Source organism: Caulobacter sp. Root1472 (assembly GCF_001426985.1).
GTDB lineage: Bacteria > Pseudomonadota > Alphaproteobacteria > Caulobacterales > Caulobacteraceae > Caulobacter > Caulobacter rhizosphaerae.
Genome location: NZ_LMFX01000049.1, coordinates 24,805 through 47,412, shown reverse-complemented (window position 1 = coordinate 47,412; position 22,608 = coordinate 24,805). Strand labels below are relative to the sequence as shown.

General features: G+C 68.4%; 23 protein-coding genes and 1 pseudogene. 16 read left to right on the top strand and 8 right to left on the bottom strand.

All coding sequences use genetic code 11. The annotated features are described in order from the left end of the window. Window positions 1-308 precede the first annotated feature (308 nt). From ASD47_RS22875 to ASD47_RS22865, 3 genes are all read left to right on the top strand, one after another. A complete protein-coding gene (locus ASD47_RS22875; protein WP_235526119.1) occupies window positions 309-1,046 on the top strand; it encodes a calcium-binding protein in 738 nt (245 codons plus the stop codon). A 145-nt stretch (window positions 1,047-1,191) separates the two neighbouring features. After that, a complete protein-coding gene (locus ASD47_RS22870; protein ID WP_056762107.1) occupies window positions 1,192-2,472 on the top strand; it encodes a NupC/NupG family nucleoside CNT transporter in 1,281 nt (426 codons plus the stop codon). A 62-nt stretch (window positions 2,473-2,534) separates the two neighbouring features. Beyond that, complete coding sequence (locus tag ASD47_RS22865) at window positions 2,535-3,152, top strand: glutathione S-transferase family protein (protein ID WP_056761835.1); 618 nt, start codon at window positions 2,535-2,537, stop codon at window positions 3,150-3,152. Between the two features lie 42 nt (window positions 3,153-3,194). Here the strand turns inward: ASD47_RS22865 and ASD47_RS22860 are convergent, their stop codons facing one another. After that, the gene (locus ASD47_RS22860; protein ID WP_056761833.1) at window positions 3,195-3,644 is read right to left on the bottom strand and encodes a PaaI family thioesterase; all 450 of its coding nucleotides are present in this window, start codon (window positions 3,642-3,644) and stop codon (window positions 3,195-3,197) included. 105 nt (window positions 3,645-3,749) lie between these two features. On the opposite strand from ASD47_RS22860, the gene ASD47_RS22855 reads away from it, so the two are divergent. From ASD47_RS22855 to ASD47_RS22840, 4 genes are all read left to right on the top strand, one after another. After that, window positions 3,750-4,046 carry a DUF3253 domain-containing protein gene (locus tag ASD47_RS22855; protein WP_056761831.1) on the top strand — a complete coding sequence of 99 codons (297 nt, stop codon included), beginning with the start codon at window positions 3,750-3,752 and terminating at the stop codon, window positions 4,044-4,046. Between the two features lie 187 nt (window positions 4,047-4,233). Further along, window positions 4,234-4,869, top strand: coding sequence for a glutathione S-transferase family protein (locus tag ASD47_RS22850; RefSeq protein WP_056761830.1), 636 nt, complete (start codon window positions 4,234-4,236; stop codon window positions 4,867-4,869). 66 nt (window positions 4,870-4,935) lie between these two features. After that, window positions 4,936-5,523, top strand: a complete 588-nt coding sequence (locus ASD47_RS22845; RefSeq protein WP_056761828.1) for a uracil-DNA glycosylase family protein — start codon at window positions 4,936-4,938, stop codon at window positions 5,521-5,523. Further along, the gene (locus ASD47_RS22840) at window positions 5,520-6,551 is read left to right on the top strand and encodes an alpha/beta fold hydrolase (RefSeq protein WP_056761826.1); all 1,032 of its coding nucleotides are present in this window, start codon (window positions 5,520-5,522) and stop codon (window positions 6,549-6,551) included. The genes ASD47_RS22845 and ASD47_RS22840 overlap by 4 nt, the downstream gene beginning before the upstream one ends. A 17-nt stretch (window positions 6,552-6,568) precedes the next feature. Here the strand turns inward: ASD47_RS22840 and ASD47_RS27775 are convergent. Further along, a pseudogene (locus ASD47_RS27775) lies at window positions 6,569-6,676 on the bottom strand (hypothetical protein); the annotation flags it as partial. 95 nt (window positions 6,677-6,771) lie between these two features. Between ASD47_RS27775 and ASD47_RS22835 the strand changes: the two are divergent. Then, complete coding sequence (locus ASD47_RS22835; protein WP_056761823.1) at window positions 6,772-7,833, top strand: Glu/Leu/Phe/Val dehydrogenase; 1,062 nt, start codon at window positions 6,772-6,774, stop codon at window positions 7,831-7,833. An 8-nt stretch (window positions 7,834-7,841) separates the two neighbouring features. On the opposite strand, the gene ASD47_RS22830 is transcribed toward ASD47_RS22835, so the two are convergent. Next, window positions 7,842-9,296 carry an MFS transporter gene (locus tag ASD47_RS22830; RefSeq protein WP_056761822.1) on the bottom strand — a complete coding sequence of 485 codons (1,455 nt, stop codon included), beginning with the start codon at window positions 9,294-9,296 and terminating at the stop codon, window positions 7,842-7,844. Window positions 9,297-9,390: 94 nt separating this feature from the next. Between ASD47_RS22830 and ASD47_RS22825 the strand changes: the two genes are divergently transcribed. The 4 genes from ASD47_RS22825 (at window position 9,391) to ASD47_RS22810 (ending at window position 14,260) form a co-directional block, all read left to right on the top strand. Then, on the top strand, window positions 9,391-9,696 hold the full coding sequence (locus ASD47_RS22825) for a UvrB/UvrC motif-containing protein (RefSeq protein WP_056761821.1): 306 nt from the start codon (window positions 9,391-9,393) through the stop codon (window positions 9,694-9,696). Window positions 9,697-9,871: 175 nt separating this feature from the next. Further along, the gene (locus tag ASD47_RS22820; RefSeq protein ID WP_056761820.1) at window positions 9,872-10,555 is read left to right on the top strand and encodes a TetR/AcrR family transcriptional regulator; all 684 of its coding nucleotides are present in this window, start codon (window positions 9,872-9,874) and stop codon (window positions 10,553-10,555) included. Window positions 10,556-10,808: 253 nt separating this feature from the next. Further along, the gene (locus ASD47_RS22815) at window positions 10,809-12,905 is read left to right on the top strand and encodes a TonB-dependent siderophore receptor (RefSeq protein ID WP_056761819.1); all 2,097 of its coding nucleotides are present in this window, start codon (window positions 10,809-10,811) and stop codon (window positions 12,903-12,905) included. An 8-nt stretch (window positions 12,906-12,913) separates the two neighbouring features. Next, window positions 12,914-14,260, top strand: a complete 1,347-nt coding sequence (locus ASD47_RS22810; RefSeq protein WP_082564761.1) for a PepSY domain-containing protein — start codon at window positions 12,914-12,916, stop codon at window positions 14,258-14,260. Between the two features lie 56 nt (window positions 14,261-14,316). On the opposite strand, the gene ASD47_RS22805 is transcribed toward ASD47_RS22810, so the two are convergent. Both ASD47_RS22805 and ASD47_RS22800 read right to left on the bottom strand, forming a co-directional pair. After that, window positions 14,317-15,753, bottom strand: a complete 1,437-nt coding sequence (locus tag ASD47_RS22805; RefSeq protein ID WP_056761817.1) for a UdgX family uracil-DNA binding protein — start codon at window positions 15,751-15,753, stop codon at window positions 14,317-14,319. After that, window positions 15,753-16,979, bottom strand: coding sequence for a putative DNA modification/repair radical SAM protein (locus ASD47_RS22800; protein ID WP_056761815.1), 1,227 nt, complete (start codon window positions 16,977-16,979; stop codon window positions 15,753-15,755). The genes ASD47_RS22805 and ASD47_RS22800 overlap by 1 nt, the downstream gene beginning before the upstream one ends. A gap of 92 nt (window positions 16,980-17,071) precedes the next feature. On the opposite strand from ASD47_RS22800, the gene ASD47_RS22795 reads away from it, so the two are divergent. Beyond that, on the top strand, window positions 17,072-17,947 hold the full coding sequence (locus ASD47_RS22795; protein ID WP_056761812.1) for a transglutaminase family protein: 876 nt from the start codon (window positions 17,072-17,074) through the stop codon (window positions 17,945-17,947). A gap of 46 nt (window positions 17,948-17,993) precedes the next feature. Continuing rightward, window positions 17,994-18,137, top strand: coding sequence for a hypothetical protein (locus ASD47_RS27095; protein WP_162251700.1), 144 nt, complete (start codon window positions 17,994-17,996; stop codon window positions 18,135-18,137). A 159-nt stretch (window positions 18,138-18,296) separates the two neighbouring features. Here ASD47_RS27095 and ASD47_RS22790 read toward each other — a convergent pair whose 3' ends face one another. The 3 genes from ASD47_RS22790 to ASD47_RS22780 form a co-directional block, all read right to left on the bottom strand. Then, window positions 18,297-19,475, bottom strand: coding sequence for a VWA domain-containing protein (locus ASD47_RS22790; RefSeq protein WP_056761810.1), 1,179 nt, complete (start codon window positions 19,473-19,475; stop codon window positions 18,297-18,299). A gap of 172 nt (window positions 19,476-19,647) precedes the next feature. Further along, on the bottom strand, window positions 19,648-20,160 hold the full coding sequence (locus ASD47_RS22785) for a GNAT family N-acetyltransferase (protein ID WP_056761808.1): 513 nt from the start codon (window positions 20,158-20,160) through the stop codon (window positions 19,648-19,650). 41 nt (window positions 20,161-20,201) lie between these two features. Then, complete coding sequence (locus tag ASD47_RS22780; protein WP_056761806.1) at window positions 20,202-21,206, bottom strand: zinc-binding alcohol dehydrogenase family protein; 1,005 nt, start codon at window positions 21,204-21,206, stop codon at window positions 20,202-20,204. Window positions 21,207-21,315: 109 nt separating this feature from the next. Between ASD47_RS22780 and ASD47_RS22775 the strand changes: the two genes are divergently transcribed. Beyond that, window positions 21,316-21,672, top strand: a complete 357-nt coding sequence (locus ASD47_RS22775; RefSeq protein ID WP_056761805.1) for a helix-turn-helix domain-containing protein — start codon at window positions 21,316-21,318, stop codon at window positions 21,670-21,672. 3 nt (window positions 21,673-21,675) lie between these two features. Continuing rightward, complete coding sequence (locus tag ASD47_RS22770; RefSeq protein ID WP_056761803.1) at window positions 21,676-22,596, top strand: histone deacetylase family protein; 921 nt, start codon at window positions 21,676-21,678, stop codon at window positions 22,594-22,596. Window positions 22,597-22,608 lie beyond the last annotated feature (12 nt).

The following is a 22,608-nucleotide window of genomic DNA, read 5'->3' as shown; positions in this document are numbered from 1 at the left end:
CTCGCAACGCTCCCCAAATCTACGGTTGCAGCAATGACCGGTGAACTTCAAGCGGCCAAGTTAAATCGGGGTAAGGCGTAGTTCGCGCGCGCCAAAAGCGGCGCCGTGCTGGTTTGGGCGGCGAGGCGGGACCGCGCCGGTTGGTCAAGCTTTTCGGTTTCGGTCGGGTGTATCGATAAGCCACGCATTGTATCGGAGCCGTAACGCGCTGAAACAGGGCATGTTTTTCGCACTTCGCTCTCCGCGTCGGCCCTTCGGCGCGGGCGTGCGGCGCAGGGACCGGCGCTCCTTCCTCAAAGGAGAGACAGATGACCATCTCCAGTCTCGGATCGTCCTCGCTGTTGCAGCAGCTGCTGCAGGCGAGGGCGTCCGCCTCGACCCAGGCGGCCGACACCGGCGCGGCGTCAAGCAGCGCGCTCGGCCAGGCCGGGCAAAACCTGCCGTCGGGCGGCAGGAACGGTCCGCCGCCGCCGATGCAGGGCTGGTCCTCGTCGGGCCAGGGTTTCGGCGCCGATACGCTGGCTTCGCTGCTGAGCACGCAGCAGACCGACCAAGGCGACCGGGCCGCCTCGATGTTCGCCGACGCCGATGCGGACGGTGACGGAGCCGTGACCAGCGACGAACTGGCCACGGCCATGGCCGCCCATGCCCCGTCGGGCCGGCCGGCCGGCGCGCCCAGCGCCACGGACATGGCGTCCAATATGCTGACCGACGGCGATTCCGACGGCGACGGTTCGCTGTCGCTCAGCGAGTTCCAGGCCCTGAAGCCGCCAAACGGCGGCCCGCCGCCCGGGCCGCCGCCCAGCGACGGGGCGGGCGACACCGCGGCGTCGACCAGCGCCTCAACCAACGCCGCCGACCTGAACGGCGACGGCGTGGTCTCGGCCGACGAACTGGCCCAGACCCTGACCTCGGCGGCCGACAGTCTGGGGGGCGACGTCTCCAGCGACGCCTCCGACCTGATGCAGAAGCTGCTCAGCCAGCTGGTCAGCAGCCTGACCAGCTCGACTGGTCCGGACGCCACGTCGATCGACCTGGCCGCCTAGGTCTTGCGCGAGGGTTGGGCGGACCGGCCGGCCCTCGCGGTTTCCTGCGCATGGCCCTTGCGCCGCGCCCCCCATTCATAGTCATTTGGGCCCTTGGATGGCGTCGCGGGGGCGTCGCCTCATCAGTTAAGGTCCTTCCGTCTTGATCTTCCTTCCCGAGAACGTCCAGGCCCTGGCGGGCGTGGCGCTGATCCTCGGCCTTTGTTGGCTGGTGTCCGAGAACCGCAAGCGCTTCCCGCTGGTGCTGGCCGTCTGCGCGATCGCCATCCAGCTGGTCCTGGTGTTCGTGCTGTTCAAGCTGCCGGCGATGCGCAGCGCGCTGCAGGGCGTGAACGGCGCGGTGGAAGGGCTGGCCTCGTCGACCCAGGCGGGAACCAACTTCGTGTTCGGCTACCTGTCGGGCACGACGCCGCCCTATACCGAGACCAATCCAGGGGCCGGCTTCCTGTTCGCCTTCCGGGTCATGCCGGTGATCCTGGTGGTCTGCGCCCTGTCGGCGCTGTTGTGGCATTGGGGCATCCTGAAGTGGCTGGCCAAGGGCCTGGGCTTCCTGTTCCAGAAGACCCTGGGCCTGCGCGGCCCGCCCGCCCTGGCCACCGCCGCCACCATCTTCATGGGCCAGATCGAGGGGCCGATCTTCATCCGCGCCTATCTGGAGCGCCTGACCCGCTCGGAACTGTTCATGCTGATCGCGGTCGGCATGGCCTGCGTGTCCGGCTCGACCATGGTCGCCTACGCCACCATCCTGCACGACGTGCTGCCCAACGCCGCCGCCCACGTGCTGGCCGCCTCGCTGATCTCGGCCCCCGCCGGCGTTCTGCTGGCCCGGATCATGGTGCCCGGCGATCCCAGCGAAAAGTCCGACGACCTGGACCTCGCCGAGGAGGACAAGACCTATGGCAGCTCGATCGACGCGGTCATGAAGGGCACCACCGACGGCCTGCAGATCGCCCTGAACGTCGGCGCCACCCTGATCGTGTTCATCGCCCTCGCCACCATGGTCGACAAGATCCTGTTCGCCCTGCCGATGGTGGGCGGCGAGCACCTGAGCATCGCCCGCATCCTGGGCGTGGTCTTCTCGCCCCTGGCCTGGGCCATGGGCGTGCCTTGGAAGGAAGCCGGCGCGGCCGGCGGCCTGCTGGGCGTCAAGCTGATCCTGACGGAGTTCACCGCCTTCATCCAGATGGCCAAGACCGGTCCGGAGCTGCTGGACCCGCGCACCCGGATCATCATGACCTATGCGCTGTGCGGCTTCGCCAATATCGGTTCGGTAGGCATGAACGTCGCCGGCTTCTCGGTGCTGGTGCCCCAGCGCCGGCAGGAGGTGCTGGGCCTGGTCTGGAAGGCGATGATGGCCGGCTTCCTGGCCACCTGCCTGACCGGTTCGCTGATCGGCCTGATGCCGCGGGCCTGGTTCGGGCTGTAAGGTCCTTCCTTCCCTCGCGGAACCGAAGCATCCTCCCGGTCGCAAGCCGGGAGGATTTCTTTTTGAAGCTCTATGACAGCCGCCGTGCGCCCAACCCCCGCCGCGTGCGCTGGTTCATGGCCGAGAAGGGGATCGAGGACATCGAGGTCGTCGACATCGACATCTTCGGCGGCCAGCACCGCACGCCCGAATACCTGGCCAGGGCGGGCCTGCCCAACGTGCCGGCCCTGGAGAGGGACGACGGTCGGACCATCACCGAGTCGGTGGCCATCTGCCGCTACCTGGAGAGCCTTTATCCAGAGCCCAACCTGTTCGGCGAGGACGCCTGGGAGTCGGCCGTCATCGAGATGTGGTCGCGCCGGACGGAGATGACCGTGGCCACGCCGCTGATGATGGCGGTTCGCCACGCCCATCCCGCCCTGGCCGCCATCGAGACCCAGATTCCCGAGGTCGCCGCCCATGGCCGGACCTCGGCCGAGAAGGGGCTGAAGATGCTGGATCGCCGCCTGGCCGAGAGCGACTTCATCGCCTGCGAGCGGCTGACCATGGCTGACATCCTGGCCGCGACGGCGATCGACTTCGCCCGCATGGTGCGGTTTCGGCCCGACGCGGAGCTGGTCCATGTGAAGCGCTGGCTCGAGGGCATGATGGCCCGGCCGGCGGCGAAGGCGGGGGTATAGGAACGCGAACGGGGACAGGCGCATGCGCCTATCCCCATCCTGTCACCGCGCCCGGATCTTCTTGATCACGCCGGAAAAGTTCAGCATCGGCGCGCCGCTCGTCGACACCAGTCCGCGCACGAACAGCAGCGACCCGCCGGCCTTGGTGACCTCGCCGGTCGATTCCACCAGGTCGCCGGCCTTGGCGGGACCGAGGAACTCGCCGTTCAGGCTTACGGTGACGGCCCGGACATCCTTGAGGTAGGCCCAGGAGATGGCGAACAGCGAATAGTCGGCGAAGGTCATCATGCAGCCGCCGTGCATGAAGCCGCCGCCGTTCATGTGGCGGGGCTCGGCGCGGAAGGCGCTGCGGACGACGCCGTTCTCTTCCTTGAAATAGAACGGCCCGGTCTGGTCCTCGAAGGCGTCCATGCCGGCCCAGGTTCGCCAGCCGGCCCATTCGCCCTCGGTCACCAGCTTGGGCCCGTCCCAGATCTCGTTGCCGCCGTCCATGATCCGTCCCCTTCGTTGTCTTTGAGGATGCAGCTAAGACGGCGCGGCGCGGGAGGCAAGCGGCGGCCCTCGCGCTGCTGACGGATTCGTGCCATCCCTCCGGCCATGACCACCCCGATCCAAGACACCATTCTCTCGCAACTGGCCGCCGTGGCCGCTGGCAAGTCCATCGATCCGATGTCGGTCGCCAAGGCCATCGAGCCCGAGCGCTGGCAGCGCCTGCTGGGTCATGTGCGGACCAACGCCATCGAGCTGGCCCGCGAGGGTCAGATCGTCATCCTGCGCCACAACAAGCCGGTGAATCCGGAGAAGTTCCGCGGCGTCTACCGGCTGCGTCTGCGCCAGGAAGGCGACCCGACCAGCTTTGAGGACGCGGCGGGCGAAGAGGGGGGCGAGGGCTAGGCGCCCTGCGTCCTTCGAGGCTCGCCTGCGGCTCGCACCTCAGGATGAGGAATTCACTGCAACAGGCGTCCTCATCCTGAGGCGTCTGCGGAGCGGGACCTTGAAGGACCCACGGTGTTTTGGCCAAAGTCTTGAAACGCAACCTAAGCCGTGGACCTATGAGCGGGACTCATAAGGGAGCTCCATCATGATCGTCTACGGCTCGTCGCTGTCGCCCTATGTGCGCAAGACCCTGGCCTTCGGGGCCGAGAAGGGGCTAGTCCTGGAGAACAAGGTCTCCCGGCGCGGCGAACCCGACCCCGACTTCCTGGCCTGCAGCCCGTTCCGCAAGATCCCCGGCTTCAGGGATGGTGATTTCCAGATTTCCGATTCCTCGGCGATCATCACCTATCTGGAGGCCCTGCATCCCGAGCCCAACTTGATCCCGCTGGATCCGCGCAACCGGGCGCGGGCGGTGTGGTTCGAGGAGTTCGCCGACACGATCGTCGTCGCCGCCGCCGGCCCCCTGTTCTTCAACCGCATCGTCGGTCCCCGTTTCATGGGCAGGGACGGCGACGAGGACGTCTGCGTGAAGGCCGAGCGCGAGACGATCCCACCGCTGCTGGATTACCTGGAAGGCCTGGTTCCCGACGGCGGCGGTTTCCTGCTGGAGGACCGCATCACCCTGGCCGACATCGCCGTGGCCAGCCCGTTCGCCAATCTCGACCATCTGGGCTTCGATCTCTCGGCCTGGCCCGGGACCCGGGCCTATGCCGACGCGATCCTGGCCCGGCCCTCGTTCGCCGAGCAGGTCGCCAAGGAAAAGCGCCTGCTGGCCGCCTGAACGCCCGCGCGGGTGCGCGCCCAGGTCGCGCTTGCCGGGCGGCGGCCGTCGCCCTAACTGCACGCCATGCCGCTGGACGTCCTTCTCGCCGACATCGCCGCCTGCCGGGCCTGCGCGCCGTACCTGCCGCATACACCCAGGCCGGTGGTGCGGGTGGGCGAGGGGACGCGCCTGCTGATCTGCGGCCAGGCGCCGGGGCGGCTGGTGCACGAGACGGGCCTGCCGTTCAACGACCCGTCGGGAAATCGCCTGCGCGACTGGATGGGCGTCGATCGCGAGACCTTCTACGGCCGGCCGGAGATCGGCGTCGCGGCCATGGCCTTCTGCTTTCCGGGGACCAATCCCAAGGGCGGCGACTATCCGCCGCCCGCCCGCTGCGCCGCGCTCTGGCGCAAGCCGCTGCTGGCGGCCCTGCCGAACGTCGAGCTTACCCTGCTGGTCGGGAGCCATGCCCAAGCCTGGGCGTTGGGTGAGCGGATGAGGGCCAACATGACCGACACCGTCGCCGCCTGGCGGGACCATATCGACCAAGGCGTCCTGCCCCTGCCGCATCCGTCGTGGCGCAACACCGCCTGGCTCAGGCGCAATCCCTGGTTCGAGGTCGAGGTCACGCCCTATCTTCGCCGCCGAGTGGCGGGCATTCTGGGGTCATGAACCGTCGGACTCTCCTTCTGGGGGCGACCTGCGCGGCCAGCCTGGCCGCCTGCGCTCCGGTCATCCAGCATCCCGGCCCGGGCGAGCTGGGCTATCGAGGCCCCCGGCTGGACAAGGACGGCTTGTTCAGCTTCGACGGCAAGAGGCTGGGCCTGATGACGTGGCTGCCGCCCGAAGGGCAGCCCGTCACCCACGTGATCGTCGCTTTGCACGGCATGAACGACTACGCCAACGCCTTCCACCTGGCCGGGCCGTTCTGGGCGGGGCAGGGGATCGCCACCTACGCCATCGATATCCGCGGCTTCGGCCGCTCCCCCGACCGCGGCGTCTGGGCGCCGCCCGAACTGGTGATCGAGGACATCCGCACCGCCGTGGCCCTGGTCCGCGAAGCTCATCCCGAGGCCAAGGTCGCCCTGGCCGGCGAGAGCATGGGCGGGGCGCTGGCCATCGTCGCCATGGCCTCGGACCGCCCGCCCGCCGCCGAGCGCCTGCTGCTGTTCGCGCCGGCCGTCTGGGGCTGGTCGAACCAGCCGCTGCCCTACAAGACCAGCCTGTGGATCACCGCCCACACCACCCGAAGCTGGGTGGTCAAGCCGCCGGAATGGCTGGTCAAGAATGTCCAGCCCACCGACAATATCGACGAGCTGCGGCGCATGGGGCGCGACCCGCTGATGATCTGGGGCGCCCGTTCGGACACCCTGTACGGCCTGGTCGGGCTGATGGAGAAAGCCTGGGCGGCGCTGGGCAAGGTCCAGGTCCCGGTCGCCTATTTCTACGGGGCCAACGACCACATCATCCCCAAGGAGCCGACGATGGAGGCCGTCCGGCGGCTCAAGCCCGACGACCGCTCGGCCTACTACGCCAACGGTTGGCACCTGCTGCTGGTCGACCGGCAGGCCCAGGTGGTGTGGACGGACGCGGCCTCGTTCCTGAAGGACCCTCTAGCCGACCTGCCGTCCGGCGCTCCGCCGATCCCGGGGGCGCCGACCGCGCCGAACGTGGTGCGGTCGGAAATATCGAAACAGTAGCGCCGCCGCGGCCGTGTGTCCTTCGAGGCCCGCTGCGCGGACGCCTCAGGATGAGGCGCTTTGTTGCTACTGAATTCCTCATCCTGAGGTGCGAGGCGAAGCCGAGCCTCGAAGGACGCACGGCGCCCGGTAAACCCGCGCCCTGAAGCGAGGGGTTGTGGGGGAAGGCCCGCCAGCGTACACCGCGCGCAAACTTTCTGACTAGGGCAGGACTGACGGCATGACCTTGTTCGATTCCCCGGATTTCGAGGGACACGAAGGCGTTCACGCGTTCTTTGACGAAAAAACCGGCCTGAAGTCGATCATCGCCATCCACTCCACTGCCCGCGGCCCCGCGGCCGGCGGTTGCCGGATGTGGGACTATTCCAGCGCCGACGCGGCCGTGACCGACGCCCTGCGGCTGTCGCGCGGCATGTCATACAAGAACGCCATGGCCGACCTGGACTTCGGCGGCGGCAAGGCCGTGATCATCGGCGACGCCCGCAGCCAGAAGACTCCCGAGCTGTTCGAGGCCTTCGGTCGCGCCGTCGACAGCCTGGCCGGTCGCTACTGGACTGCCGAGGACGTCGGCGTCTCGCCGGCCGACCTGGTCGCCACCCGTCGCACCACCCGCTACGTCGCCGGCCTGGAAGGCCACGCGGCCGCCTCGGGCGACCCGTCGCCGGTCACCGCCGAGGGCGTGTTCCGTGGCGTGCGCCTGTGTGTCCAGCGCGCCTTGAACCGCGACCTGAACGGCGTCACCGTCGCCATCCAGGGCGTCGGCCATGTCGGCGCCTATCTGGCCGAGAAGCTGCACGCTGCGGGCGCCAGGCTGGTCATCGCCGACGTCAATGCCCGCGCCCTGGACGAGGTGGCGGCCAGGACCGGCGCCAGGATCGTCTCGACCGACGCCATCTTCGATGTGGAGGCCGACGTCTTCGCTCCGTGCGCCCTGGGTGGCGCGATCTCGGCCACCACCCTGCCGCGCCTGAAGGTCAAGGTGATCGCCGGCGGGGCCAACAACCAGTTGGCCGACGCGACGATCGGCCAGGCCGTCTATGATCGCGGCGTCCTCTACGCTCCCGACTACGTGATCAACGGCGGCGGCATCATCAACGTGGCCGGCGAGATCCGGGCGCTGGAGGCCGGCGTGGCCTTCGATCCGGACTGGGTGGCGACCAAGCTGGATCGCCTGGCCCAGACGCTGGGCGAGGTGCTGGACCACTCGCTGGTCGACAAGCGCCCCGCCAACCTGGTCGCCGACGAGATCGCCCGCGCCCGCATCGCGGCGGCGCGTTCCTAAACTCCCAATCAAACTCTCTCCCGCTGGGAGAGGGTTTCTGTTGTTCGCACCCTTCCGCTGATCTCCGCCCCCGCGTCGCGGTCCAGCCGCAGGTAGACCGGCAGGGCCAGCAGGGTGACCAGGCCGATGGCCACGAACGGCCAGGTGAAGCGGTCGGGGGTCAGGTGCGCGCCGTGGCCGCGCGCGACGTGCAGCATCAGGCCGCCGAAGCTGACGCCCAGGGCCAGGCCCACTTGTTGGCTCACCGCCGCGAGCGTAGAGGCCGCGGCCACTCTGGGCTGGGGCACGTCGGCATAGGCGATGGTGTTGGCGGCGATGAACTGGTTGGAGCGGGCGAAGCCGGCCAGGAACAGGGCCGCGGCCATCACCGCCATCGGCGTCGCCAGGGTGAAGAACCCCGGGACCGCCGTCAGGATCGCCGTGGCGACCACGAACACCGCCAGCGAGGTGCGGAAACCGAAGCGCTTCAGGCCCGCCGCGGCGAACGGCCGGGCGATCAGGGTGCCGACCCCGGCGCCCAGCGTGACCGCGCTGGCCCTCAGGGGACTCCAGCCCAGGGCGACCTGCAGCAGCAGGGGCAGCAGGAACGGGCTGGCCCCGATCCCCAGCCGCACGAAGGTCCCGCCCAGCAGGCTGGCGCGATAGGTGCGATACTTGAGCAGGTCCAGGTCGAGGATCGGCCTTGGCGTGACCTTGGCCTTGCGCAGGTACAGCCAGCCGGCGGCGACGGACAGCGCCAGCACGGTCGCCTGAGCCCAGGGCGGCAGCAGCGACAGGCCTGCCGTCTCGGCCACCACCACCAGGCCGCTGATGGCCAGGGCCGACAACAGGAAGCCCAGGGTGTCGAACCGGCCCATTTCCTTGTTCGGCTGGCCCCGGGGCACGAAGCGCATCACCGCCGCCATGCCCAGCAGGCCGATCGGCAGGTTCAGGTAGAAGATCCACGGCCAGTCGGCGACGCTCAGCACCAGGCCGGCGAGGGGAGGGCCGATCAGCGGGCCCACCAGGGCGGGCATGGTGAACCACCCCATGGCGCGGATCAGCTTGTCCTTGGGCGTCGAGCCGACCACGATCAGCCGGGCGACCGGCGTCATCATCGCCCCGCCGACGCCCTGGAGGATGCGCGAGGCGACCAGGGCCGCCAGGTCCCGCGACAGCCCGCATAAGGCCGAACCGGCCAGGAAGACGATCATGGCTGTGATGAACACCCGCCGCGCCCCGAACCTTTCCGCCGCCCAGCCGCTGGCGGGGGTGAACACCGCCAGGGCCAGGATGTAGGAGGTCAGGGCCAGCTTCAGATGGATCGGATCGACGCTGAAGGCCCGGGCCAGTGTGGGCAGGGCCGTCGACAGGGCGGTGGAGTCGATGAACTCCATCAGCAGGGCGCTGGCCACGGCCAGGGCGATCAGCCGGGTTCCGAGAGTCGACGGGTCTGGCGAAGGGGCGGGCTGATCGGACGACACGAAACGCGGCTTACGCCCGCGCGGCGCCGATCTCAAGCGCGGCCCGATCCGACGTCTGGCGCGTTACATTGAACGCACCCGCCCGGAGCCCGCCATGACCCAGGAAACCCATCTGTCGGCTTTGGAAGAGGAGATGGCCCAGGCTGTCGCCTCAGAAGATTTCGAGACGGCCGCGGCGCTGCGCGACCAGGTCGATCAGATCCGCCGCGACCAGCGGATCATGGAACAGCCCGGCGCCGACGCGCCCCAGGCTTCCTACCTTCGTCGCCAGGAGCCGGGAAGGATGGGCCTGGGGACCAACCAATCCAGCTATGTCCCGCCCAAGGGGTGGGTTCCGCCCCCCAAGCCAGACCCGATGACGACGGGACATTCCAGGGGCGGCCGACGCTCGAAGAGCTGACGGCTGGGGGCCGTGCGCCGATCTGCCTTGCGGGATCGCGGGCGCCCGCCCCGGGGCGCCCACCTCAAGGCGCCTTGGGGCCGCTTTCAGAATTCCTCCGTCCGCGTTTCATCTTGACGCTTGCGCCAAATTCGAACGGTCGTAAGACTTCCCTACAGGTAAAGGGGATACCGTAGTGAGTCCGAAGAGCGACGGCGCGACCGTCACCACCGCGCCGGAGACCGAGGTCGAGGGCGTCGACAATGAAGCCGTTACCAAGAACCTGGTGTTCGTCGCCGCCGAGCGCCTGTTCGCGCTGCACGGCTTCCAGAACGTGTCGGTGCGCGACATCACCGCCGCGGCGGGTGTGAACCTGGCCTCGGTGAACTACCACTTCGGGTCCAAGGACGCGTTGCTGTACGAGATCTTCCGTCGCCGCACGGTCGAGCTGAACCGCGAGCGGGCCAAGAAGCTGCACGAGGCGATCGACCGCCATGCGGGCAACCCCCCGGTGCGCGAGATCCTCGCCGCCCTGCTGACCCCGCCGCTGAAGTGGCTGGCGCCGGACCACGAGCGCCGCATCTCGTTGCAGTTCCTGATCCGCGCCCGCAGCGAAGGCACCGACGAGATCCGCAAGGTGCTGCAGACCGACGTCACCCACCTGCGCCGCTTCTCGGACGCCCTGCTCAAGGCCCGTCCAGACCTGCCGTCCGAGGAGATCTACTGGCGGCTGCACTTCACCCTGGGCATGCTGCACAACAACCGCTTCGCCGAGTTCGACCGCCTGAACGTGCTGTCGGAAGGCACGACCAGCGAGGCCGACGTCGAGGCCCTGCTGGGCCGCATGCTGGCCTTCGCCGAGGCGGGGTTCTCGGCCTAGCGGTCGTTCTCCGATCGGGAGGCGGCTTGAGATCGCCTTACCTCGAAAGGCCTCGCGAAGCTGCCGAGATTTGCGTGAGTGAGCCGGCGGCGCGGCCGGCCCGGACCTGGACGAGCGCCGCGTGCTCTCCGGATGCGCGGACTCGCGCCCTCATCCTACAAACGTCGTGCAACGCCGGGTGACGGTTTGACAGGTCGCGCCCTTACCTACTATTGCACTTGCGACTCATTATTGTTCGCAAGCGAGACCATCCATGATTTCCTCCCCGCGCGCCCTGCTGATGGCCGGCGCCGCGCTCCTGGCCCTGTCTTCCGCCGCCGTCGCCCAGGCTGAAGAGACCGCGCCCGTCGCCGACGCCGGCGTGGTCGAGAACCAGGTGGACGGGGTGGTGGTCACCGGGGCGCGCACCCGCACCTCGGCGGTGACGGGGCTGGACATGAGCCTGCGCGAGACCCCGCAGTCGGTGACGATCCTCGACCAGGCCCGGATCCGCAATTTCGGCCTGACCAGCGTCAACGACCTGTTGGCCCAGGTGACCGGCGTCAATGTCGAGAAGGTCGAGACCGACCGGACCTATTACAACTCCCGTGGTTTCGACATCACCAACTTCCAGGTCGACGGCATCGGCCTGCCGCTGATCTGGGGCATCCAGTTCGGCGACCTGGACACCGTGCTGTTCGACCGGGTCGAGGTGGTGCGCGGCGCCAACAGCATGATGACCGGCACCGGCAATCCGTCGGCGACGGTCAACTATGTGCGCAAGCGCCCGACTGACACCTTCAAGGCCAACGCGGCTCTGCAGTACGGCTCGTGGGACGACTACCGCCTGGAGGCCGACGTTTCGGGACCGCTGAACGCCGCGGGTACGGTGCGCGGCCGGCTGATCTACGCCAACGAGGACAGGGGATCGTACCTCGATTACTACCACGTCAATCGCAACGTCTATTCGGGTCTGCTGGCCTGGGACGTCACGCCAAAGCTGACGGTCACCGCCGGCTATGCGCTGCAGGACAACCGTTCGCGCGGCGTGCTGTGGGGCGCCCTGCCGCTGCTCTATGAAGACGGCGCGAAGGTCGACTATCCGCGCTCGGCGTCGACCTCGGCCGACTGGACCTATTGGGACGTCAAGGACCAGACGGCCTTTACGGAGCTCGACTACCGGTTCGACAACGGTTGGGAGCTCAAGGCCACGGGCACCTACAAGCGCTTCAACGAGAACGCCAAGCTGCTCTACGCTTACGGCAACCCCGATCCGGACACCGGCCTGGGCGTGAAGGGCATGAGCGGCGTCTATCCGTCCAAGTACGAGAACTTCATCCTCGACGCCTACGCCTCCGGACCGTTCCAGCTGTTCGGGCGGACGCACCAGCTGGTGGTCGGCGGGCAGACGTCCAAGTCGACCGGCAAGGAATGGGAGAACTTCGCCCTCGACTCCGAGATCCCCTATCCGGCCATCGGCCTGTGGGGCGCGCAGCGGGTCGCCGAACCGGCCTATCCCGGCGCGTACCAGGCCTCCGACCAGACCGACCGCCTATCGCGCTTCTACGCCGCCGCCCATTTCAGCGTCGCCGACCCGCTCAAGATCGTGGCCGGCTTCAACGCCCTGAAACTGAAGTCCAAGGGCTATTCGTACGGCGCCGACACGCCGCGCGACGAGAAGAAGGTCAGCCCCTATGTCGGCGCGGTCTACGACCTCAATCCCAACGTTTCACTCTACGCCAGCTACACCGACATCTTCAATCCGCAGTCCGAGCGCGACATCAACAACCGGAACCTGCCGGCCGCCCATGGCAAGGCCTATGAGGCGGGGGTCAAGAGCGAGTGGTTCGACCACCGCCTCTACCTGACAGGCGCGGTGTTCCAGTCGGAGCAGGACGATCTGGCCATCGCCGTGGGCATGGACGGAAGCCGCACGGTCTATGCCGGTCTCGACACCAAGGTGACCGGCTATGAGCTGGAGGCCACCGGCGCGCTGAGCGACCAGTGGACGGTCAGCGCCGGCTGGACCCAGCTGAAGGTCGAGGGCGAGGACGGCCAGAACCGCGAGTACCTGCCGCGAAAGACATTCAAGGCCACCACGGCCTATACCTTCCCCGAACTGCGCAACCTGACGATCGGCGGCGCTCTGCGCTGGCAGAGCGCGGTGTCGATGGTCGACATCGCGCCCGTCGAGCAGAAGGCCTACGGCGTCGTCGACCTGATGGCCGGCCTCGACCTGACCGACAAGGTGCGCGCCACGCTCAACGTCAAGAACGCGGCCGACAAGACCTACCTGACCAGCCTGATGTGGACCCAGTCGTACTACGCCGCGCCGCGCAGCGTGTCGCTGCGTCTTGATTACAGCTTCTGAGGACGGACATGGACGCGCGAACCCATGACCTCGCCCCCGCCACCGCTCCGGATGCGGGTCCCGCGCCGGTGCGTTCGGGAGCCGCCCGGTTGGCGCCGTTCAGCCTTCGGCCCGGCCTGACCTTCCTTCATCGCTGGGTGGGGCTGTTCATCGCCGGGTTCCTGTTCGTGTCGGGCGTCACCGGGGCGGTGATCTCGTGGGACCACGAGCTGGACGATCTGCTCAATCCGCACCTGATGTTCGCCCAGTCGAAGGGCGCCGCCGCCCTGCCGCCGCTCGACCTGGCGCGCCGGATCGAGGTCCGCGATCCGCGGGTGCAGGTGACCTACCTGCCCCTGGCCCCCGAGCCGGGCGGGACCCTGGCTTTCGGCGTCGCGCCCAAGCGCAACCCGGCCACCGGCAAGCTGTTCGAGCCGCACTACAACCAGGTGTTCATCGATCCGGCGACCGGGGCCGAGCAGGGGCGGCGCGAGTGGGGCGCGGTCTGGCCGATCACCCGCGAGACCTTTGTCTCGTTCCTCTATGTGCTGCACTACACCCTGCACATTCCGGCGATGTGGGGGATCGACCGCTGGGGGATCTGGCTGCTGGGCGGGGTGGCGGTCCTGTGGACGCTGGACTGCTTCGTGGGCTTCTACCTGACCCTGCCGCCGCGCCGGAAGGCCTTGCCCGGCGGGAACGGCGCCAAGCCGGCCAAGGGGTTCTGGGCGCGCTGGAAACCGGCCTGGGTGATCAAGACCTCGGCCAGCGCCTATCGGATCAATTTCGACATCCACCGGGCCTTCGGCCTGTGGCTGTGGGGCGTGCTGTTCACCGTGGCCTTCACCGCCTTCTCGCTGAACCTCTACAGCGAGGTGTTCTATCCGGTCATGTCCAAGGTCTCGAAGGTGACGCCGGGCCCCTTCGACCTGCGCAAGCCGGCCGACATCCATTCGCCGATCGTGGCGACCCGCACCTACGCCCAGGTGCTGGACAGCGCCCGGGTCGAGGCGGCCAAGCGCGGCTGGCGGGCGTCGGCCGGCAGCGCGTTCTACTCGCCTGAATACGGCATCTACGGCGTGGCCTTCCACGAGCCCGGCGGCGACCACGGCGCGGCCGGCGTCGGTCCGCCCTACCTCTATTACGACGGCAAGACCGGCGCTCTGCTGGGCGCCCGCCAGCCGTGGAAGGGCACCGCCGCCGACATCTTCGTCCAGGCCCAGTTCCCGCTGCACTCGGGCCGCATCCTGGGGATTCCGGGACGGATCCTGATCTCGCTGACCGGCCTGGTCGTCGCGGCGCTCAGCGTCACTGGCGTGGTGATCTGGCTGAAGAAGCGCAGGGCGCGGGTGGGGCGTGGGGCAAGAGCGGCCTGATCAACGCTTGTCATCCCAGCCCTGCGGACCTTGGCCGGGCTAGCAGCAGAAGAGAACTAGTCCGCCAGTTTCCAGGCCTGCTTCAGGTCCGCGACCAGCTCGGCATAGGCGCGGTCCTTGGCGTCGCGGTCGGGAATGCGCAGCATGAACGACGGGTGCCAGCTGACCAGGGCCAGCTCGCCGCCCTCCAGGGCCTGGCGCTGGCCTCGGGTCTTGCCGATCGGCAAGGCCTTGCCGAACACCGCCTGCACGGCCGTCGCGCCCAGGGCCAGGATGACCTTGGGGCGGACCAGCCGTCGCTCGGCGTCCAGCCACCAGCGGCAGGCCTGGACCTCGCCGCGGTCCGGGGTCTTGTGGAGCCGGCGCTTGCCGCGCGGCTCGTGCTTGAAGTGCTTGACGGCGTTGGTCACGAAGACTCGGTCGCGCGGCGCGCCGGCCTCGGCCATCGCCCGGTCGAGCAGCTGGCCGGCCGGTCCGACGAACGGGACGCCCTGCAGGTCCTCCTGGTCGCCCGGTTGCTCGCCGACGATCATCAAGGCCGCCCTGGCCGGACCGAGACCGGGAACGCCTTGGGTGGCGTCGCGCCACAGGTCGCAGCGGCGGCAGACCTGGATGCCGGCCGCCACCTCCTCCAGGTTGGTCAGGTTGCCCTCGCCGTACGACCCGCGCGCGTGCTTCAGGGCGGCCTTGAGCACGCGTTCCGACGGCTTGGCGGGTTGGGCGGCGACCATGGTCTCGGTCCGGCTCTGCGCTTTCTCGATCAGGTCTGGAATGAGCGCCGCCTCCGGCAGGTTCCGCCAATAGCGCTTGGGCATTTCCTGTTTCATCATCGCCGGGTTCAGCCGCGCCGGGTTGAAGATCGAGGCGTAGTAGGTGCGCCACATCTCCTCTTGGGCGTCCTGGGAGGGCGCGTCGGCGGGATCGGCGCCGGCTGACATCGTCAGCATGGCCCGGTCCCAATGGACGCAGGCGTCGGGCGTCAGAATCGACCAGTTCATGTTGGCGAACCGCCGGGCGAAGAACGGCGCGGCGGCCTCGGTGACGCGGTGGGCCGGTTCGAACCAGGCGACGTATTGCTCCCTTGGGGTCTCGGGCGCCACGTCCTCGACCCGCCGGAAGCGGACAAAGGCGTGCATCTTGTGGATGGCGCGTCCAACGCCCTTGGCCATGTCGCGGGCCTTGGCGACGTCGGTGTCGGCAGGATTGTCCAGCAGGCGCGGCTGGCGTTCCAGGCGGTGGAGGATGCGGTAGAGCAGGGCGAACCGCTCGGGGGAGCGGTGCAGGATGACGGTCCGGGCCAGCTCGACGAAGGCGGCGGGGACACCAAATGCCTTTCCCTCGCCTTCATGGGGAGGGAAGAGACCTTGATCGAACAGCTCACGTTCCACCGTCCATACCACCGCTTCCGGCCTCACCCCCTCGGCCCGCAGCGCCCGCGCCGCCGTCCGCCAGCCGTCGAAGTCGATCTCGGACTCCAGCCGCGCCACCCGCATCAGAACAGGCTCAGCTGCTGGGGCGCGACCAGCGCGGCTCGCAGACCCTCGGCGTCGGTCGCGGCGCCCGGCGTCCAGTCGGCGGTGACGATGAAAGGCTTGGCTCGCTTGACCGAGCCGCAGACCCGCTTGACGTCGTCCAGGGTCAGTCGGGTCTGGGCGCGGGCCTGCAGGATGCGATCGACGCCCCGCGCGCCCAGGCCCGGCGTGCGCAGCAGGGTCTCGCGGTCGGCGGTGTTGACGTCGACCGGAAAGTCGCCGCGATGACGCAGGGCCCAGGCGGTCTTGGGGTCGACGGCCAGGTCCAGGTCCTCGCCCGGGGCGACGATCTCGCCCTGGCCGAAACCGTAGAACCGCATCAGCCAGTCGGCCTGGTACAGGCGGTGCTCGCGCACCAGCGGCGGACGGCTCAGCGGCAGGCGGGCGCTGCCGTCGGGGATGGGGCTGAAGGCCGAATAATAGACCCGCTTGAGCTGGTAGGATCCGTAGAGCGCGGCGCTGCGGGCCAGGATGTCGCCGTCCCTGGCGCCGTCGGCGCCGACGATCAGCTGGGTCGACTGGCCGCTGGCGAACCTGCGCGGCCTGGCGCGCCCGGCCTTCACCGGTTCGTTGCGGTCCTCGATATGCAGGCGCATGCGGCCCATGGCCTTCTTGATGCCGGCGGCGTCCTTCTCCGGCGCCAGCACCGCCAGGCTCTCGTCGTGCGGCAGCTCGACATTGATCGACACCCGGTCGGCGTACAGGCCCGCCTCCGCCGCTAGTTCAGGCGAAGCCTCGGGGATCAGTTTCAGGTGGATGTAGCCGCGGAAGTCGTGATCCAGTCGCAGCGACCGGGCCACCCGGACCATCTCCTCCATCGTATAGTCGCCGGTGCGGATCACCCCCGACGACAGGAACAGACCCTCGATGTAGTTGCGCTTGTAGAAGTTGAGGGTGAGGTCGACGACCTCCTTCACGCTGAACCGGGCCCGCGCGACGTTGGACGACACCCGGTTCACGCAATAGGCGCAGTCGTAGATGCAGAAGTTGGTCAGCAGGATCTTCAGCAGGCTGATGCAGCGCCCGTCCGGCGCATAGGCGTGGCAGATGCCCATGCCTTCGGTCGAGCCGACGCCTTTCCCGCCCAGGGAGTTGCGCTTCTCGGCTCCTGACGAGGCGCACGAGGCGTCGTACTTGGCGGCGTCGGAGAGGATGGCGAGCTTGCGTTTCAGATCGAGGACGGCCATGCGTCCAATCTATTGTTCCCATTTTGTTCCGTCCAGCGCGATCACCCGCCTGTGACGGAACGAAGCAGGCCTGATGGGGTTATGATGGACCCATGGCGCGGCTCGGCATCCTCCACGAAACGCGATACAGCTACGCCCGGCCGGTCGGCTTCGGGGCGCACAGGCTGCTGATCCGACCGCGCGACAGCCACGCCATCCGCATCAGCGAGGCCTCGCTGCAGACCTCGCTGCCGGGCGAGACCCGCTGGACCTATGACGCGGCCGGGAACTGCGTCTGCTGGTTCACGCCGCAGGGGCAGGCCGACAGCCTGACCATCATCAGCCGGCTGGTGATCGACCGCTTTCCCGCGCCCCTGACCAGCCTGCACGTCGACGACCCGCACACCGTCTCGCCGATCGTCTACGCCCGCGAGGACCGGGCCGTGCTCAACCCCTTCATCGTCCCGGCCACCGAGGACGAGGACCGGGTGCTGCTGCGCTGGCTGCGCGGCCAGATGGAACGTCCCGACGAGCCGGCGGTCGACTTCCTGCTGCGGATGAACCGCACGATCCACGACCAGTTCGACTATGTCCCGCGTGAGGAGGTCGGCGTCCAGACGCCGGCGGAGACCATCGCCCAAGGCAGCGGCACCTGCCGCGATTTCGCCTGGCTGATGGTCGAGGCCCTGCGGCGGTTGGGCTATGCGGCGGTGTTCGCCACCGGCTACATCCACAGCCCCGGCGCGACGGTGCGCGGCGCGGGGGCGACCCACGCCTGGTGCGAGGTGTTCCTGCCCGACCTGGGCTGGACCGAGTTCGACCCGACCAACGGCCTGGCGGAATCGCCCGACCTGATCCGGGTCGCCGCCACGCGCACGCCTGGCGAAGCGCGGCCGGTGTCGGGCACGATCATCGGCGAGCCCGGCGAGGCGCATCTGAGCGTCAGGGTCGAGGTGCGGCTGCTGGACGCCCTGGAGGCGGCGGCCTGACAAGAACGAGAACAACGACAAGAGATTTCGGGAGGATGAGGCGATGATGAAAGCATTCCAACACCAGGCTCCCCTCGGCGCCGGCCACTTGCCGCGTCCGGAGCCCAAGCCGCAGCATGGCCAGAAGCCCGACGCCGAGTGCCTGAAGACGCCGGAAAAGCGCTCGTTCGAGCCGCGTCCGGCCCACTAGGAGACGGATCGGCCTTTCATGGTCGTGCGTGGTCCTTGTCCTTCGACAAGCTCATGATGAGGACCGTTCGCAGGCTCAGCGTCTAGAAAACCTCATCCTGAGCTTGTCGAAGGACGAGGTTTTCGGCCGGCCGGATTGGCGCGGCATTGTCAGGAAGGGTCACCCCCGCACCAGTTCCCGCATCGCCTTGTCCAGCCCGTCCAGGGTCAGGGGGAACATCCGGTCGTTCATCAGTTGCTTCATCACCCCGATCGACTGGGTGTAGTCCCAGTGCCGCTCCGGCGTGGGGTTCAGCCAGACGGCGCTCTGATAGATGTCGGTGACCCGGCTCATCCAGATGGCCCCGGCCTCCTCGTTCCAGTGCTCGACGCTGCCGCCCGGATAGGTGATCTCGTAGGGGCTCATCGTCGCGTCGCCCACGAAGATGACCTTGTAGTCGTGCGGGAACTTGTGGAGCACCTCGAAGGTCGGGATCTTCTCGACCTGGCGGCGGCGATTGTCCTTCCACACCGCCTCGTAAAGGCAGTTGTGGAAGTAGAAGAACTCCAGGTGCTTGAACTCGGTCCTGGCGGCGCTGAACAACTCTTCGCAGAGCTTGATGTGGCCGTCCATCGAGCCGCCGATGTCGAAGAACAGCAGCACCTTGATGGTGTTGCGCCGCTCGGGGCGCATCTGAATGTCCAGATAACCCTTCTCCGCCGTGCCGCGGATGGTGCCGTTCAGGTCCAGTTCGTCGAGCGCCCCCTGGCGGGCGAACTTGCGCAGGCGGCGCAGCGCCACCTTGATGTTGCGGGTGCCCAGCTCGACGCTGTCATCAAGATTCTTGTACTCGCGCTTGTCCCAGACCTTCACGGCCCGGCCGTGGCGGCTCTTGTCCTGGCCGATGCGGACGCCTTCGGGATTGTAGCCGTTGTTGCCGAAGGGCGAGGTCCCGCCCGAGCCGATCCACTTGTTGCCGCCCTCGTGGCGTTCCTTCTGCTCCTTCAGGCGCTCCTGCAGGGTCTCCATCAGCTTCTCGAAGCCGCCCATGGCTTCGATCTGCGCCTTTTCCTCGTCGGTCAGGAACTTCTCGGTCAGCGCTTTCAGCCACTCGGCCGGGATGTCGGCGGTGATGCCGTCTTCGACCGTCTCCAGCCCCTTGAACACATGGCCGAACACCCGGTCGAACTTGTCGAGGTTCTTCTCGTCCTTCACCAGGCTGGCGCGCGACAGGAAGTAAAAGTCCTCGATCCGCCGGTCGATGACGTCCTTGTCCAGCGCCTCCATCAGCAGGAGGTATTCGCGCAGGGACACGGGGACCTTGGCGGCGCGGAGTTCGGAGAAAAAGCGCAGGAACATGGGCGGACGGCTTTCGAACGAGTGTTCGAAGGATGGCGGGTTATGCGACGGCGCGCAACGGCCCTGCGTCCTTCGAGGACCGCTACGCGGGCATCTCAGGATGAGGCGCTCCTATGCTGACATCCTCATCCTGAGATGCGCGGCGAAGCCGAGCCTCGAAGGACGCTCGATCTCACCCCCGCCGCAGGATGAACTCCAGGTCCTTCGTCTCCCCGACCGGGAAGTGATACTCGCCGACCTTTTGGAACCCCAGGCGGCCATAGAGCTTCTGGGCGCCGAAGTTCTCAGACCACACGCCGATCCACAGCGGGCGCGGGCCGTCCTGCTCCAGCCAGTCCAAAGCGGCGTTCAGCAGCACGGAGCCGCGACCGCCGCCCTGGTGCGACTTGAGCACATAGATCCGATACAGCTCGCCGTGCTCAGGCCGGGCGTCGGGATGGGGCAGGCCGCAGGGGCCGGCCAGGGCGTAGCCGATCACCTCGCCGTCGTCTTCGAGCAGCCAGGCGGCCTTGGCGGGGTCGGCCAGGTCGTTGCGTGTCCGCTCCAGGCCGTAGGCATAGGCCAGGAAGGTCTCCAGGTCCTGCGCCGGGTAAAGGTGGGCGAAGGTTTCGCTGAAGGTGCGGGCGCCGAGGCTGGAAACCGTGTCGGCGTCGTTGATCGTGGCTCGGCGTAAGGTCGCGGTCATGGCGACACCGATAGCCGCCACGACCGCCGTCTTGCAACGGGTCAGAAGCCTTCGAGCACGATCTTGCCGCGCGTCCTGCCGCTCTCGACGGCCGCGTGGGCCGTCTTGAGGTTGGCGGCGTTGATCGGGGTCAGCACCTGGGTCAGCGTGGTCTTCAGCCGGCCGGCGTCGACCAGGTCGGCGACGGCGTCCAGCAGGCGGTGCTGCTCGATCATGTCTGGAGTCTGATATAGCGAGCGGGCGAACATCATCTCCCAGTGCAGCGAGATCGACTTCCACTTCAGCGGCAGGGCGTCGAGGCTCTTGGGATCGTCGATCACCCCGAGGCGGCCTTGCGGCGCCAGGATCTCGACCAGGGCTGGGAAGTGGTCGGTCGTATTGGTCAGGCTGGCCACCAGGCCGACCGGGCCGGCGCCGGTCGCCTTGACCGCCGAGACGAGGTCGCCGGCATGATCGACCACGTGGTGGGCGCCCAGCGCCAGGCACCAGTCGCGCGTTTCGGGCCGAGAGGCGGTGGCGATGACCGTCAGGCCCGTCAGCTGACGAGCCAGCTGGATCAGGATCGAGCCGACCCCGCCGGCCCCGCCGACGACGAGCAGGGCGCCGGTGCTGTCCGTCGTGGCGCCCAGTCGGTCGAACAGCAGCTCCCAGGCGGTGATCGCCGTCAGGGGCAAGGCGGCGGCCTCGGCGAAGGACAGGCTGGCGGGCTTCCTGCCGACGATACGTTCGTCGACCAGCTGGAACTGCGCGTTGGAACCCGGGCGGTCGATGGCCCCGGCGTAGAACACCGGGTCGCCGACCTTGAACAGTGTCGCCTCCGGTCCGACCGCCTCGACAACCCCGGCGGCGTCCCAGCCGATCACCTCGGCCTGGCCCTCGACCGGTTTACGGCTGGCGCGGACCTTGGTGTCGACGGGATTCACCGAGACGGCGCGGACGGCGACCAGCAGGTCGCGGCCGGTCGGGACGGGCTGAGGCAGGTCCAAGTCGATCAGCGACTCGGGGACGTCGATGGGCGAGGGGGCTTTGAAACCGACGGCTTTCATGGGGGTCCTCAGGGCTTGATAGGTTTGGCCTGGACCCCCAGATCGGACTAGCCTGCGAAGCGCGCAAGTACGGCGAAATTCTGTAGGTAGTACACCAAAGGATACCGTGATGACCAAGCGTCGCGACTACAGCTGCGCCGAAGGATGCCCGGTCGAAGCCACCCTCGACCTGCTCGACGGCAAGTGGAAGGGCGTGATCCTGTTCCACCTGAAGCGGGACGGCACGTTGCGGTTCAACGAACTGGGCCGGCGGCTGAGGGGGATCACCCAGCGCATGCTGACCAAGCAGCTGCGCGAGCTGGAGGAGGTCGGCCTGGTCGATCGCCGGGTCTACGCCCAGGTGCCGCCGAAGGTCGAATACAGCCTGTCCGACGAGGGCCGCAGCCTTGGGGCGGTGATCGACGCCCTGGCCGCCTGGGGCGAGGGTCGCATCGCCCGGTTGGCGGCCGCCCCGAAAGCGGCCTGAGCCATGGAGGTCGCGCTCCACACCCATCCGGACATGCTGGACCACCGGCCTGGCGACGGTCACGCTGAGCGGCCCGAACGTCTGCGGGCGGTGATCGAGGCGCTGGAGGACGACGCCGGTCTGGACCTGGAGCGATTCGAGGCTCCGCTGGTCGACTTCGCCGACCTGGCGCTGGTGCATCCGCAAGGTTTCATCGACGCCATCCTGGCCGCCGCGCCGCGCGCCGGCCGCCACGCCCTCGACCCGGACACCGTGCTGTCGGCCGGCAGCCTGACGGCGGCCCGCCGCGCCGCCGGGGCGGTGGTCGCCGCGACCCGGGCCGTGGCGGACGGGCAGGGGAAACGGGCCTTCTGCGCGGTGCGGCCGCCGGGCCACCACGCCGAGCCGAGCACGGCCATGGGCTTTTGCCTGTTCTCCAATATCGCCGTGGCCGCCCGCGTCGCCCAGGCGGCCGGCCTCAAGCGCGTGGCGATCGTCGACTTCGACGTCCACCACGGCAACGGCACCCAGGCGGCGTTCGAGCATGATCCGAGCGTGTTCTTCGCCTCGATCCACCAATCGCCCCTCTATCCGGGCACCGGCGATCCGTCCGAGACCGGGGTCGGCAACGTCGCCAACGCCATCGTCGCCCCGCACGCCCCTCGCGAGGTCTGGCGCAAAGGCTTCGAGGGACTGATGGACCGGGTCGACGGGTTCGCCCCAGAGCTGATCCTGGTCTCGGCCGGCTTCGACGCCCATGTCCGCGATCCGCTGGCCGCCCAGAGCCTGGAGGCCGAGGATTTCGCCTGGGCGACACGAGCGATCGCCTCGGTCGCCAACCGACGTTGCGGCGGGCGTATTGTTTCCTCGCTCGAGGGCGGCTACGACCTAGAGGCGCTCGGCCGCTCGGCGGCGGCGCATGTCAAGGCGTTGCAGGAGGGGTGAGAGGTTCGATCG

Excerpts from the sequence above, each read along its gene's own strand:
- ASD47_RS22875 (WP_235526119.1), top strand. The coding sequence starts at position 309 with ATGACCATCTCCAGTCTCGGATCGTCCTCGCTGTTGCAGCAGCTGCTG.
- ASD47_RS22860 (WP_056761833.1), bottom strand. The coding sequence starts at position 3,644 with ATGGACGGCGGCAACGAGATCTGGGACGGGCCCAAGCTGGTGACCGAG.
- ASD47_RS22855 (WP_056761831.1), top strand. The coding sequence starts at position 3,750 with ATGACCACCCCGATCCAAGACACCATTCTCTCGCAACTGGCCGCCGTG.
- ASD47_RS22850 (WP_056761830.1), top strand. The coding sequence starts at position 4,234 with ATGATCGTCTACGGCTCGTCGCTGTCGCCCTATGTGCGCAAGACCCTG.
- ASD47_RS22845 (WP_056761828.1), top strand. The coding sequence starts at position 4,936 with ATGCCGCTGGACGTCCTTCTCGCCGACATCGCCGCCTGCCGGGCCTGC.
- ASD47_RS22840 (WP_056761826.1), top strand. The coding sequence starts at position 5,520 with ATGAACCGTCGGACTCTCCTTCTGGGGGCGACCTGCGCGGCCAGCCTG.
- ASD47_RS22835 (WP_056761823.1), top strand. The coding sequence starts at position 6,772 with ATGACCTTGTTCGATTCCCCGGATTTCGAGGGACACGAAGGCGTTCAC.
- ASD47_RS22825 (WP_056761821.1), top strand. The coding sequence starts at position 9,391 with ATGACCCAGGAAACCCATCTGTCGGCTTTGGAAGAGGAGATGGCCCAG.
- ASD47_RS22815 (WP_056761819.1), top strand. The coding sequence starts at position 10,809 with ATGATTTCCTCCCCGCGCGCCCTGCTGATGGCCGGCGCCGCGCTCCTG.
- ASD47_RS22810 (WP_082564761.1), top strand. The coding sequence starts at position 12,914 with ATGGACGCGCGAACCCATGACCTCGCCCCCGCCACCGCTCCGGATGCG.
- ASD47_RS22805 (WP_056761817.1), bottom strand. The coding sequence starts at position 15,753 with ATGCGGGTGGCGCGGCTGGAGTCCGAGATCGACTTCGACGGCTGGCGG.
- ASD47_RS22800 (WP_056761815.1), bottom strand. The coding sequence starts at position 16,979 with ATGGCCGTCCTCGATCTGAAACGCAAGCTCGCCATCCTCTCCGACGCC.
- ASD47_RS22795 (WP_056761812.1), top strand. The coding sequence starts at position 17,072 with ATGGCGCGGCTCGGCATCCTCCACGAAACGCGATACAGCTACGCCCGG.
- ASD47_RS27095 (WP_162251700.1), top strand. The coding sequence starts at position 17,994 with ATGAAAGCATTCCAACACCAGGCTCCCCTCGGCGCCGGCCACTTGCCG.
- ASD47_RS22790 (WP_056761810.1), bottom strand. The coding sequence starts at position 19,475 with ATGTTCCTGCGCTTTTTCTCCGAACTCCGCGCCGCCAAGGTCCCCGTG.
- ASD47_RS22785 (WP_056761808.1), bottom strand. The coding sequence starts at position 20,160 with ATGACCGCGACCTTACGCCGAGCCACGATCAACGACGCCGACACGGTT.
- ASD47_RS22780 (WP_056761806.1), bottom strand. The coding sequence starts at position 21,206 with ATGAAAGCCGTCGGTTTCAAAGCCCCCTCGCCCATCGACGTCCCCGAG.
- ASD47_RS22775 (WP_056761805.1), top strand. The coding sequence starts at position 21,316 with ATGACCAAGCGTCGCGACTACAGCTGCGCCGAAGGATGCCCGGTCGAA.
- ASD47_RS22770 (WP_056761803.1), top strand. The coding sequence starts at position 21,676 with ATGGAGGTCGCGCTCCACACCCATCCGGACATGCTGGACCACCGGCCT.